This window comes from Serratia sp. Ser99 (assembly GCF_024519545.1).
Classification (GTDB): domain Bacteria; phylum Pseudomonadota; class Gammaproteobacteria; order Enterobacterales; family Enterobacteriaceae; genus Serratia; species Serratia liquefaciens.
In genome coordinates this window covers 34309-47226 of record NZ_JALJRT010000010.1, presented here as the reverse complement: position 1 = coordinate 47226, position 12918 = coordinate 34309, and the positions used below count along the sequence as shown (strand labels likewise).

Sequence of the window (12918 nt, the reverse complement as noted above, 5' to 3'; positions counted from 1 at the left end):
TAGGTTTTTCGGCCATTCAGACCATTTATGAATTTACCTATCCATTTTCGTTAAAATTCTGTTATCGCAGAGGACATATGCACACCAACAAGTTGGCGAATCCCGGCCCTCTCGGCCTGATGGGCTTCGGGATGACCACCGTCTTGCTGAACCTGCACAACGCGGGCTTTTTCCCATTGAACTCTTCCATCATCAGCATGGGGATTTTCTTCGGTGGACTGGCCCAGATTATGGCTGGCCTGCTGGAATACAAGAAAGGCAATACCTTCGGCATGACGGCCTTTATCTCTTACGGCAGCTTCTGGCTGAGCCTGGTCGGGCTGCTGCTGCTGCCACGCCTGGGCCTGGCTGAACCAACCGACGCCAGCGTGCTGGGGATCTATCTGGCACTGTGGGGCGTCTTCACCCTGTTCATGTTCTTCGGCACTCTGCGCGCCAACCGCGTGCTGCAGTTCGTGTTCGGCAGCCTGACGCTGCTGTTCGCCCTGCTGGCCGTCGGTAACATCACCGGCAACCCTGCGCTGCTGAAATTTGCCGGCTACGAAGGCATCATCTGCGGTGCCAGCGCCATCTACCTGGCTATGGCGGAAGTGCTCAACGAGCAGTTTGGCCGTACGGTGCTGCCGATTGGCGAACCCAGCGTCAACAATGTAGAACCTATCCGGGCAGTGGCATAAGCGTCATTGACCTGAAATGAAAAGCCCTGCGGTTGATTGCAGGGCTTTTTTTTAGCTGTAAGAACCGGCGCGTTGCGCCCTGGTTTCGCTGTTCAGATCGCGATGGAGGTAAATCCCCAGCAGCAGTCCTATCCCCGACAACGCCAATACGTAGTAAGCGGGTGCTAACGGGGTTAACTTCATGATCAACGTCACAAATATTGGGGTTAAACCCCCAAAAATAGCGTATGCGACATTATATGAGAACGAAATACCGGTAAATCGCACTTCCGCCGGGAAAGCCCGCACCATCACATAGGGTACAGCGCCCACCACGCCCACGCTGAAGCCTACCAGCGCATAGCAGGCGAACAGCATTTCCGGGTGTTCTCCCACCGTCCGATAAAACAGCCAACTGCAGCCGGCCAACAGCAAACTGCCAACGATAAAGGTTTTGCTGGCGCCGAAGCGATCCGCCGCCAAACCGGCGGTAATGCAGCCGGCAATCAGCATGATGGTGGCAATGCTGTTCGCCTGCAGCGACAGCGCCGGGGCAATGCCAAATTGCTTTTGCAAGTAAGTCGGGGTCATCAGGATCACCACCACGATACCGGCGGACAGCAGCCAGGTCAGCAGCATCGACACCACCACTTCCTTGCGATGGTTAAGCACCACGGATTTCAGCGGCAGCTCCTCCGCCAGGGCTTTGCGCGCCTGCATCTCGATGAAAATTGGCGTTTCCTGCAACCAACGGCGCAGGTACATCGCCACCAGGCCGAAAATGCCGCCCAGCAGGAAAGGAATGCGCCAGCCCCCCTCGGCGATGGTCTGTTGGCTGAGCGTAGTGTTGATCACCGTCGCCACCAACGAGCCCAGCAAGATACCGACCGTCAGACCGGCGGTCAGGGTACCGCAGGCAAAACCAATGCGGCGGCGCGGCACGTGTTCGGCAACAAACACCCAGGCCCCCGGCACTTCACCACCAATCGCTGCGCCCTGCAGCACCCGCATCAGCAGCAGCAAGAGCGGCGCGGCAATACCTATGCTGGCGTAGGTCGGTAACAGGCCCATGCCAAGCGTCGGTAGCGCCATCAGCAGAATGCTCAGGCTGAACATCTTCTTACGGCCGACCAAATCGCCGAAGTGTGCCATGACGATGCCGCCCAACGGCCGGGCCAGGTAACCGGCGGCAAAGATGCCGAAGGTTTGCACCTGACGCAGCCATTCAGGCATATCCGCCGGGAAGAAAAGTTCACCCATCACCGCAGCAAAGAAGACGAAAATGATGAAGTCGTAGAACTCCAGCGCTCCGCCCAGGGCAGCTAACGTCAGAGTTTTGTAGTCTTGCCGGTTTAACCGGCGATTATTATCGTGAGGCATAGGGTACCGTCAGAGGAGACTGTTAAAATAAAAGCCAGCGGCTTCTGTAAACGAATCCTTACTATAACGGCAAAATATTTTCACACCAGAACGCTTGGGGCTTATCTCACATAACGCTGAAATTTAGAGGTTTATCTCGCGACGCGCATTCTTCGGCCTAAATGCTGCTACCACTTCGGCCTGAGTTTCCACATAAGGCCCCTCGAGCAACTGAATGCAGTACGGCACGCTGGCGAAGATACCATGCACCACCACCTTGCCCTGTTCGTCCTTGACCCCTTCCAGCGTTTCCTTGATTGACTTCGGTTGTCCCGGCAGGTTGATGATCAGCGCCTGCTTGCGGATCGCCCCCACCTGGCGTGAAAGAATTGCCGTTGGCACATAGTGTAGGCTGATTTGACGCATTTGCTCGCCGAAGCCAGGCATCACGCGATCGGCGATCGCCAGCGTGGCGTCTGGGGTCACGTCACGTCGCGCCGGCCCGGTACCGCCGGTCGTCAGCACCAGATGGCAGCCCATTTCATCCACCAGCTCACACAGGGTTTGCTCGATTAACGTTTGCTCATCGGGGATCAAGCGGGTTTCCAGTTTGAACGGCGTGGCCAGCGCGTCGGTCAGCCACGCTTCCAAAGCCGGTATGCCTTTGTCCTGGTAAACGCCGCCGGAAGCGCGGTCAGAAACTGAAACCAAACCAATACGTAATATGTCCATGCGTAACCTCTACAGCCTAATGGGGTTCGAGCGGGTTCGCTTCCCGCCCTGTTATTCATCCCGACAGTATAAGGTGTATGCCCGCGCCGGGGATCTGCGGGCATAAAAAAAGGCGGCCTAAGCCACCTTTTTCTGCGCTGACTGCCTGAATTACAGCAGATCGGCGATCATTTTTTCCAGCTTGCCCTGGTCTACGGCAAACTTGCGGATACCGTCGGTCAGTTTCTCAACTGCCATTGGATCCTGGTTGTGCTGCCAGTAGAACTCAGGCTCGGTCAGCGCCGCAGGACGCGCTTTCACTTCGCCGGTGTAAGCCAGTTTACGCTCCAGGGAACCTTCGCTCTCTGCCAGCTCTTTCAGCAGTGCAGGGGCGATGGTCAGACGGTCACAGCCAGCCAGTTCGATGATTTCACCGACGTTACGGAAGCTGGCGCCCATCACCACGGTTTTGTAACCGTGCTCTTTGTAATACTGGTAGATCTCGGTAACGGAAACCACACCTGGATCTTCGTTTGGCGCGAACTCTTTCTTGTCGCCGTTGGCTTTGTACCAGTCGAGGATACGACCAACAAACGGAGAGATCAGGTACACGCCAGCTTCGGCACAGGCACGCGCCTGAGCGAAGGAGAACAGCAGCGTCAGGTTACAGTTGATGCCTTCTTTCTCCAACTGCTCTGCCGCGCGGATGCCCTGCCAGGTAGAAGCCAGTTTGATCAGGATGCGGTCGTTACTGATGCCGGCATCGTTGTACAGCTTGATCAGGCGCTTGGCCTTGGCAACGCTGGCCACGGTATCGTAGGACAGACGTGCGTCCACTTCGGTAGAGATACGGCCAGGAACCAGCTTAAGGATTTCCAGACCGATGTTGACGGCCAGCTTGTCGGCGGCGTCGGCGATCTGCTGTTCGCGATCGCTGCTCTGCTCACGCGCCCAGGCAATGGCTTCGTCAATCAGTTTGCGGTATTCAGGAATTTGGGCTGCATTGAGGATCAGCGAAGGGTTGGTTGTAGCATCTTGCGGTTGATACAGCTTCATTGCCGCGATATCGCCCGTATCTGCAACCACGGTAGTGAGTTGGCGCAGGGAAGTTAATTTATCGGTCATGTTGGCATTATCTCATCGTTTGTGCATGAACTTTTGGCATCGTTCAACCATGCCCTGCCCTGATAATAACATGCGCAAGGCCCGGTGCAAGGCTGGAAAATCGCGGCCCGGCGGCGCTGGTTTTATCCTTGAGCGAGCAACCGTTTACGCTCGTATCTTTCGTCATTCCCGAGCTGAAGAAAAGGCAATAACGTGCTATCGACTGAATAAATTATGTTAAATTCGCGAAAATTGATGCAATAGGGCCAGTAATCTGAGAAAAATCTCAATTGCTCGGAACCCGACTGGTTTCAGCTAAGCTCTTGTAAAAATTCAATCAATATATCTTCACCCGCGGTGGATGCGGCGCGGTGCACAAAAAATAACAACAAGGAGGGATCCGTGACGGACCTGATGAATTTTATAAATAATATTTTGTGGGGTTCGGTACTGATTTATTTACTGCTTGGCGCAGGCATTTATTTTACCCTGCGTACCCGCTTCATCCAGGTTCGCCATTTCGGCCACATGTTCTCGGTGCTCAAACACAGCAACAAAAGCGACAGCGCGGGCATCTCCTCTTTTCAAGCTTTATGTACCACCCTCGCCGCACGCGTTGGCACCGGTAACCTGACAGGCGTAGCCATCGCCCTTACCGCCGGCGGCCCCGGGGCCATCTTTTGGATGTGGGTGGTGGCGTTCATCGGCATGGCCACTTCCTTTGTCGAAAGCAGCCTGGCGCAGCTCTACAAAACCAAAGACGATCAGGGTAACTTCCGCGGCGGGCCAGCTTACTATATGGAAAAAGGGCTGGGCATGCGCTGGATGGGCGTACTGTTCTCCATCTTCCTGATCGTAGCCTTCGGATTAGTGTTCAATGCCGTGCAGGCCAATTCCATTGCCCAGGCCTCCGCCGTTGCCTTCAACGTGAAGCCTCTGTATATCGGTATCGGTCTGGTCGTACTGAGCGGTCTGGTCATCTTCGGCGGTATCCGCTCGGTTGCCCGCGTGGCTGAATGGGTGGTGCCACTGATGGCTGCGGCTTATCTACTGCTGGCATTCTGGGTGATTGGCCAGAATATCGAGCATATGCCGGCAATCTTGTCGCTGGTGTTCAAGAGCGCCTTCGGGCTGCAGGAAGCGGCGGCAGGTGCCGTCGGCTATGGTATCTCGCAGGCAATGACCCAGGGCGTTCAACGTGGCCTGTTTTCCAACGAGGCCGGTATGGGTTCCGCGCCCAACGCGGCGGCTTCCGCCTCCCCTTACCCACCGCACCCTGCGTCTCAGGGCTACGTGCAGATGCTCGGTGTCTTTATCGATACCATCGTGATTTGCAGCGCGACCGCCGCGATCATCCTGTCGTCCGGCGTACTGGATCAGCCGGTAGCCAATGTCAGCGGTATCGACATGACTCAGCGAGCCTTGTCCGCCGCCGTCGGCAGTTGGGGATCTCCCTTTGTTGCCATTGCCATTTTCTTTTTCGCCTTTACCTCGATCATCGCCAACTATGCCTACGCCGAAAGTAATCTGGTGTTCCTCGAGCGCAACCACCCGGCCGGCCTGCTGGTTTTCCGCTGCGCCGCACTGGGCATGGTGATGTTTGGTGCGCTGGCTGAATTGCCGGTTGTCTGGAAAATGGCTGACACCTCAATGGCGTTAATGGCCATCACCAACCTGACGGCGATCCTGCTACTGTCAAAAGTGGCGCTGAAACTGGCCGACGATTATCACCGCCAGCGTACGCTGGGCAAATTGCCGACTTTCGACGCCAACCGCTTCCCTGAACTGAAATCTCAGTTGGAACCCGGCGTGTGGGATAAAAACTGAGTTTTACGGGCGCGTCTGGCTCGCGCCCTGCCTATCAGACCCATTGACCCTTTTTCCCGCGCTTTTTGCTACAGTACCCCTTCTTGGATAAACAGGATCTGGCCATGCTCGTTATTATTTCACCTGCAAAAACCCTTGATTACGAAAGCCCATTGGCGACAGAACGCTTCACTCAGCCGGAACTGCTGGACAAATCTAAGCAGCTGATCAAAATCTGCCGCGAGCTGACGCCGGTACAAATCTCCAAACTGATGGGCATCAGCGACAAACTGGCCGGGTTGAACGCCGCTCGCTTTGGCGACTGGCAGCCAAAGTTCACCCCAGACAATGCTCGCCAGGCCCTGCTGGCTTTCAAAGGCGACGTCTATACCGGTTTGCACGCACAGGACTTCAGCGAGGGCGATTTTGACTTCGCCCAGCAGCACCTGCGCATGCTGTCCGGGCTGTACGGCGTGCTGCGCCCGCTCGATCTGATGATGCCTTACCGTCTGGAGATGGGCATCAAACTGGAGAACGCCAAGGGCAAGGATTTGTACAGCTTCTGGGGCGAGCAGATCACCAAAAAGCTTAACGAAGCGCTGGAGCAACAGGGCGACGACGTGGTGGTCAACCTGGCTTCCGACGAATACTTCAAATCGGTGAAGCCGACCAAACTGCACGGCACGCTGATTAAACCGGTGTTCCTCGACGAAAAGAACGGCAAATACAAAGTGATCAGCTTCTACGCCAAGAAGGCGCGTGGATTGATGAGCCGCTATATCATCAAGAATCGCCTGACGCAGCGCGAACAACTGCTTGGTTTCAACCTGGAAGGTTACGCCTTCGATGAAGCCGACTCCAAAGGCAACGAACTGGTGTTCAAACGCCCCGAGCAGTAATCCGCCACGCCCATAAAAAAAGCCGTCGCAATGACGGCTTTTCGCTTTATGCCCCCAGCGGGATCAGGCAGGCAAAGCCATCAGGAACTTACGCAGTTCGCCAAAGCTGGCCGGCAGATTGTGGGACAACAGCGGCAAATCGGCGCGCAGCGCCAGCGCCTTCGGCAGCGGCAGCTCCTGACCGAGAATTTCCTCTACGCTCTCTTTGAACTTGGCCGGATGCGCAGTACCGAGGAACAAGCCAAACTCCCCTTCCTTCAATTGGTCACGCAACGCGCGATAAGCGATTGCCGCATGCGGCTCAGAAAGGTAGCCCAGTTGCGCCAGCTCACGCATGCTGTCCTTGGTGGTTTCGTCACTCACCGTTGCGTGCCCCAGTTCTTTCAACTGCCAGATCTTGCGACGGAACAGCTCTTCTACGCGCGGCCAGTTATTCGGCTGGCTGACGTCCATCGCATTCGACAACGTTGCCACCGTGGCGTGCGGCTGCCACTGACCATTCGTCAGGAAGCGCGGCACGGTATCGTTGGCATTGGTCGCAGCGATAAAACGCTTCACCGGCAGGCCCAGTGATTTGGCCAACAAGCCGGCGGTCAGATCGCCGAAGTTACCGCTGGGTACCGAAATCACCAGTTGATTACGCGCTTCCTGCGGCAGTTGCGCTACCGCTTCGAAGTAGTAGCAAATCTGCGCCAGCAGGCGGCTGATGTTGATCGAGTTGGCCGAGTTCAGGTGCAGCGCTTCTTTCAGCTCATGATCGTCAAACGCCTGCTTGACCAAGGCCTGGCAGGCATCGAAGTCGCCATCAATCGCCACGGTGTGAATGTTACCGCCCAGGGTGCAGAACAGTTTTTCCTGCAACGGGCTGATTTTGCCCTGCGGGTAAAGGATCACCACGCGAACATTCTTCTGGCCGTAGAAAGCATGTGCCACCGCCGCGCCAGTATCGCCGGAAGTCGCCGTCAGGATAGTCACCGGCTGATCGCCTGCCACTTCCGCCAGCATTTGCGCCATAAAGCGGCCGCCGAAGTCTTTAAAGGCCAGCGTCGGGCCGTGGAACAGCTCCAGGCACGCGATGTCGTCTTCCACTTGCGCCACCGGTGCCGGGAATTCAAAGGCCGCCGCTACGCGCTTATGCAGAGCTTCTTCGGAAACTTCGTCGCCAATAAATGCCGACAGGATACGGCTGCTGCGGGTGACAAAATCCTGTTCCAGCAGATGATCGATTTCGGTCAATTCAAATTCCGGCAACTCCAGCGGGAAAAACAGCCCTTGCTGTTTGCCCAGGCCTTGTTTGATCGCCTGCGCGAAGCTGACCTGCTCGTTGTGATCCTTAAGGTTGTACAGTTTCATGCGTTATCCCAGTAGTCGTGCGCCTGCGGTATCCAGACGGCAAATATGAACAAAACCTTCGTCGTTTTGCAGATAGTGATTAGTCAGCCAATCGGCCATGCGTTGAGCCGTGGCGCCATCATCACAGACGGCGAACAGCGTCGGGCCGGAGCCGGAAATACCGCAAGCCAGCGCACCTATATCCTGCGCAGCTTTACGCGCATCGGCAAAGCCCGGCAGCAGGCGGGTGCGGTACGGCTCGGCAATCACGTCCTGCATCAGTTTGGCGGCCAAACGCGGCTGCTGGGTGTGGCAGGCATGGATAAAGCCCGCCAGATAGCGACCGTGACTGACACAGTCCTGACGACGATACTGCGCGGGTAAAATCGCGCGCGCTTCGGCGGTGGACACCTTGATGCCCGGATAGGCCATCACCCACAGCCAGTCTTTAAAGCATGGCACTTCCTGGCTGATGAAGCCTTCTTCTTCCAGCATCAGTTGCAAGCCGCCAAGGTAGCAAGGCGCCACGTTGTCGTAATGCACGCTGCCGGAGATGCGGCCTTCCAGCTCGCCCATCAGGCTCAGCAGGGTCATTTTATCCAGCGGACGGTTGCAGAATTCGTTCATCGCCATCAGCCCGGCAACCACCGAGCAGGCGCTGGAACCCAAGCCTGAACCGATCGGCATGTTTTTCTCCAGCCGCATCGCCACCGGGATCTCACGGCCGATCTCCTGACAGAAACGCTGCCAGCACTGATAAACGATATTCTCTTTTGGATCGTCCGGCAGTTTGCTGACAAAGCGACCGGCGTTCTGCAGGCTGAACGTGGCGGCAGCCTCGACGCTGACGCAGTCGCCCAGCAAGGTACCGTCGATCGGTGACACCGCTGCACCCAGAACGTCAAAGCCGACGCTTACGTTGCCAATTGAGGCCGGCGCATACACCTTAACCATATTAAACTCCCAACTTCCATGACAGTGTGCGCAACAGATCGGCGAAGACCCCTGCTGCAGTCACATCGTTACCGGCACCGTAGCCACGCAGTACCAACGGCAACGGCTGATAGTAACGGCTGTAGAAAGCCAAGGCGTTCTCGCCGTTCTTCACTTTATACAACGGATCGTTGCCATCTACCGCATCTATGCGAACCTGACAGCGGCCATTTTCAATGACGCCGACGTAGCGCAGCACCTTGCCCTGCTCAGCGGCGTTGGCCACATTGCGAGCATACTCTTTATCCAGTTCCGGCAGGCGCGCCATAAAGGTTTCCACATCCCCGGAGGCGTCAAAGGAAGGCGGCAGCGCCGACTCGACCTCAATATCTTCCAGTTCCAGTTTGTACCCCGCTTCACGGGCCAGGATCAGCAGCTTGCGGGCCACGTCCATACCGGAAAGGTCGTCACGTGGATCCGGCTCGGTATACCCTTTGGCCTTGGCCTCCAGGGTCGCCGCCGACAGCGACATGCCCTCGTCCAGTTTGCCGAAAATAAACGACAGCGAACCGGACAGGATGCCGGAGAAACGCGTCAGCTCATCACCGGCGTTCAGCAGGTTTTGCAGGTTTTCGATCACCGGCAAGCCCGCACCGACGTTGGTGTCGTACAGGAACTTGCGGCGCGAACCGGCAGCGGCGGTGCGCAACTGTTGGTAGTAGTTCATCGACGAGGTGTTGGCCTTTTTGTTCGGCGTCACCACGTGGAATCCGTCGGCCAGGAAGTCCGCGTATTGATCGGCAACCGCCTGGCTGGAGGTGCAATCGACAATCACCGGGTTCAGCAGGTGGTACTCCTTCACCAAACGAATCAAACGCCCCAGGTTGAACGGCTCTTGCGCGCCGGCCAGCTCATCACGCCAGCTTTCAAGCTGAATGCCGTGAATGTTGGTCAACATGGCGCGCGAATTGGCAATGCCGCACACCCGCAGATCGATATGCTTTTGTTTCAGCCAAGGTTGCTGACGGTAAATCTGCTCGATCAACGCGCCACCCACGCCACCAACGCCTATGACAAACACTTCAATCACCTGATCGGTGTTGAACAACATCTGATGACAAACGCGCACCCCGGTGGTCGCGGAATCATTGCTGACCACCACCGAGATGGAGCGTTCAGAAGAGCCCTGAGCAATAGCGACAATGTTGATATTGGCGCGAGCCAGCGCAGAGAAGAAGCTGGCCGAAATGCCGCGCAGGGTACGCATGCCGTCGCCGACCACCGAAATGATCGCCAACTGTTCCATTACGTCCAGCGGCTCCAGCAGGCCGTCTTTCAATTCAAGATAGAACTCGTCTTCCAGCGCACGACGCGCACGTTGCAGTTCGCTCTGCGGCACGCAGAAACTGATGCTGTATTCGGAGGACGACTGGGTGATCAGCACCACAGAAATGCCGGCACGCGACATTACGGCAAACACCCGCGCCGCCATGCCGACCATGCCTTTCATCCCCGGACCGGAGACGTTGATCATCGCCATATTGTTCAGGTTGGTGATGCCCTTCACCGGCGTATCAGAATCCAGATTTTCGCCGCCAATCAGCGTGCCTGGCGCCTGTGGATTAGCGGTGTTTTTGATCAGGCAGGGGATTTGGAACTGGGCGATGGGGGCAATGGTGCGGGGGTGGAGAACGCTGGCGCCGAAATAGGAAAGCTCCATGGCTTCCTGGTACGACATCGATTTCAACAGCCTGGCATCCGGCACGGTGCGTGGGTCACAGGTATAAACGCCGTCAACGTCGGTCCAGATCTCGCAACAGTCGGCGCGCAAACAGGCAGCCAGCACCGCGGCAGAGTAGTCGGAACCGTTACGGCCCAGCACCACCAATTCGCCCTTGTCGTTGCCAGCGGTGAAACCGGCCATCAGCACAATGTGATCCGCCGGGATGGCCGATGCGGCGATACGCAATGTGGATTCTGCGATATCTACCGTGGACTCCAGGTAATGCCCCTGTGCCAGTAGCTTTTCAACCGGGTTAATCACCGTGACCGGGAAACCTTTGGCGCGAAACACCCCTTCCATAATGGCGATGGAGAGCTTCTCACCGCGGCAGATAATGGCCGCATTCACGCTGTCCGGGCACTGTCCAAGCAACGCAACGCCATGCAGCACCTGCTTGAGCTGGGCGAACTCCTGATCGACAAACGTCTTGAGGCGATCGTACTCAAAGCCGGGCAACGCCTGCGCCAGCCCGCTCAGCAGGTCGGCGAAGATGCGCTCTGCATCGCTCATATTTGGCAGAATGTCTTGCCCCGCTACCGTTTTTTCAATCATCGCCACCAGGTGGTTAGTGATTTTAGCCGGAGCGGACAAGACCGTGGCCACCTGTCCCTGACGTGCATTACTTTCCATGATGTCGGCAACGCGCAGAAAACGTTCTGCATTCGCTACCGAGGTTCCGCCAAATTTCAGCACTCGCATTTCTTGTCTCTCCCGAATTTAAGCCGAAAAAAAAGCCCGCACTGGTTAGGTGCGGGCTTTTTTCTTTTGTTTCCTGTACGCGTCAGCCCGCCCCGTTACCTGTGGTATCGGTGGTGGTAATAATTGTTGTGTTCAGGCTGATGTTTCGCATTTTGTCTGTCTGTCTCATTAAATACTCTGTCCCCTCTATTGGTTAAAGCAATCGCTATCCCAAGTCAAATTATTTCTTGTTTTTGCTTATTTATCGTCCAACAGGCTAACCGGGCGATGCGAGAGATGAAAAGCCAGATGACAGAACAAAAAGACAAGCAGGCGGCAAATTTGCAGTGGATCACACTGCAAAATTAGCCATGTTTACGGGTATCACTTTGTCAGTTTTTTTTCGATATCGTGCAACAAAGTATGCAGCATCGCCGTGTCCCGCTGTTGCAGAACACCAAGGCGTTGATGCAGCCAGTCGCGCAATTTTTGATCGTCGCTGACCTCCAGCGCCGCCAGTAATCCCTCGGCGCGCTGACGTAATGCCTTGAGTTGCCCCTCGTTGGCTACCGGCTCTTGTGGCGCACTGACGTTCATCAGCTCTGACAGTTGATAACAGTACACCATCACCGCCTGACCGAGATTGAGCGAAGGGTAATCCGCCTGCATAGGTACGCCGGTCAGCAAATCCGCCAGTTCCAGCTCCTCATTGGTCAGGCCGGAATCTTCACGGCCAAACACCAGCGCCGCCTGGTTCACCCACTGGCTGCGCTCACTCAGTTGGCCCAACAGTTGCTGCGGCGTACAGTAATAATGAAAACGTGCCCGGCTGCGGGCCGTGGTGGCCACGGTGAAATCTACGTCCGCCAGTGCCTGTTCCAGAGTGGCAAAAGTTTGCACGCCGTCGAGGATGTCTCCCGCCCCGTGAGCAACCCAACGCGCCGCCGGCTGCAGGTGCGCTTCGCTGTCGACAATGCGCAACGAAGTAAAGCCCATGGTTTTCATTGCCCGCGCCGCAGCGCCGACGTTTTCCGGCCGTGCCGGAGCCACTAAAACAATATGCAGCTGCATCAATACTCCACTGAATAAGGGATCGCAGGTTTTTGACTGTTCAGGATACTCTGATTATATTTACAAGTGTGCAACAATAATCCCGCGCACCGCGATAGACAGGGGTAAATGCGCTATTGGCCTTATAAATGGCACGGAATACATATTATTACTTCTTATGATTTACTACTCTTATTAATCAAGGTGTTAATATAACTGCTTTATCAATAAGCCGTTAATTCTACCTCATTAGGCACAACAATGCTGAATCGTACACAGAATTTATGGTTCTGTGACTTAAGCTGGCATTTCTGTAAGTGTTTTTCACAAAACTGTTAACGTGCTACAATTGAATTTGATATATGTCAACAAAGCTTAGTTTTGTTGGGTGATGAATTCGGTACGCACTGTTATATTGCTGTTAATAGGGTTAGGATATGCGCCGTTTTGGCACCTTTGGGGATGTAAGGAATAGCACCCCCACCAAGCTAGCGATCTTGTTGACATGAGATGGAAAGTGCATCAAGAACGAGTTTACGTACTGTAGTCATTTGGTAAGAGGGAACGTGAGCGCTAATCTCTGCCCTCCGCTAAGAAAACAAAGACT

At 55.7% G+C, this 12918-nt stretch carries 11 protein-coding genes and 1 other annotated feature; of the genes, 3 read left to right on the top strand and 8 right to left on the bottom strand.

All coding sequences use genetic code 11. From position 1 onward, the window contains the following. Positions 1 to 77: 77 nt before the first annotated feature. Entirely contained in the window at positions 78 to 677 is a 600-nt protein-coding gene (satP, locus tag NR114_RS18955) for an acetate uptake transporter (RefSeq protein WP_041415204.1), read from the top strand. 51 nt (positions 678 to 728) lie between these two features. On the opposite strand, the gene NR114_RS18950 is transcribed toward satP, so the two are convergent. The 3 genes from NR114_RS18950 to tal all read right to left on the bottom strand — a co-directional run bounded on the left by NR114_RS18950 (position 729) and on the right by tal (position 3851). Further along, positions 729 to 2036, bottom strand: coding sequence for an MFS transporter (locus NR114_RS18950; RefSeq protein ID WP_020825145.1), 1308 nt, complete (start codon positions 2034 to 2036; stop codon positions 729 to 731). 123 nt (positions 2037 to 2159) lie between these two features. After that, a complete protein-coding gene (mog, locus tag NR114_RS18945; RefSeq protein ID WP_020825144.1) occupies positions 2160 to 2747 on the bottom strand; it encodes a molybdopterin adenylyltransferase in 588 nt (195 codons plus the stop codon). A 150-nt stretch (positions 2748 to 2897) separates the two neighbouring features. Beyond that, positions 2898 to 3851, bottom strand: coding sequence for a transaldolase (gene tal, locus NR114_RS18940; RefSeq protein WP_020825143.1), 954 nt, complete (start codon positions 3849 to 3851; stop codon positions 2898 to 2900). A gap of 381 nt (positions 3852 to 4232) precedes the next feature. Between tal and NR114_RS18935 the strand changes: the two genes are divergently transcribed. After that, a complete protein-coding gene (locus NR114_RS18935) occupies positions 4233 to 5657 on the top strand; it encodes a sodium:alanine symporter family protein (protein WP_048762902.1) in 1425 nt (474 codons plus the stop codon). 104 nt (positions 5658 to 5761) lie between these two features. Further along, the gene (gene yaaA / locus NR114_RS18930) at positions 5762 to 6535 is read left to right on the top strand and encodes a peroxide stress protein YaaA (protein WP_046374550.1); all 774 of its coding nucleotides are present in this window, start codon (positions 5762 to 5764) and stop codon (positions 6533 to 6535) included. Between the two features lie 63 nt (positions 6536 to 6598). Here yaaA and thrC read toward each other — a convergent pair whose 3' ends face one another. The 5 genes from thrC to NR114_RS18905 form a co-directional block, all read right to left on the bottom strand. Beyond that, complete coding sequence (gene thrC, locus NR114_RS18925) at positions 6599 to 7888, bottom strand: threonine synthase (protein ID WP_256814463.1); 1290 nt, start codon at positions 7886 to 7888, stop codon at positions 6599 to 6601. 3 nt (positions 7889 to 7891) lie between these two features. Then, positions 7892 to 8821 carry a homoserine kinase gene (thrB, locus tag NR114_RS18920; RefSeq protein WP_020825139.1) on the bottom strand — a complete coding sequence of 310 codons (930 nt, stop codon included), beginning with the start codon at positions 8819 to 8821 and terminating at the stop codon, positions 7892 to 7894. A 1-nt stretch (position 8822) separates the two neighbouring features. After that, positions 8823 to 11282: a bifunctional aspartate kinase/homoserine dehydrogenase I gene (gene thrA / locus NR114_RS18915; protein ID WP_122077094.1), complete on the bottom strand. Its 2460-nt coding sequence runs from the start codon at positions 11280 to 11282 to the stop codon at positions 8823 to 8825. A 25-nt stretch (positions 11283 to 11307) separates the two neighbouring features. Further along, positions 11308 to 11426 (bottom strand) — a sequence feature (Thr leader region). Further along, positions 11365 to 11433, bottom strand: a complete 69-nt coding sequence (thrL, locus tag NR114_RS18910) for a thr operon leader peptide (RefSeq protein WP_071998276.1) — start codon at positions 11431 to 11433, stop codon at positions 11365 to 11367. It overlaps the preceding feature by 62 nt. A 212-nt stretch (positions 11434 to 11645) precedes the next feature. After that, on the bottom strand, positions 11646 to 12332 hold the full coding sequence (locus tag NR114_RS18905) for a tRNA/rRNA methyltransferase (RefSeq protein ID WP_020825137.1): 687 nt from the start codon (positions 12330 to 12332) through the stop codon (positions 11646 to 11648). Between the last annotated feature and the right edge of the window lie 586 nt (positions 12333 to 12918).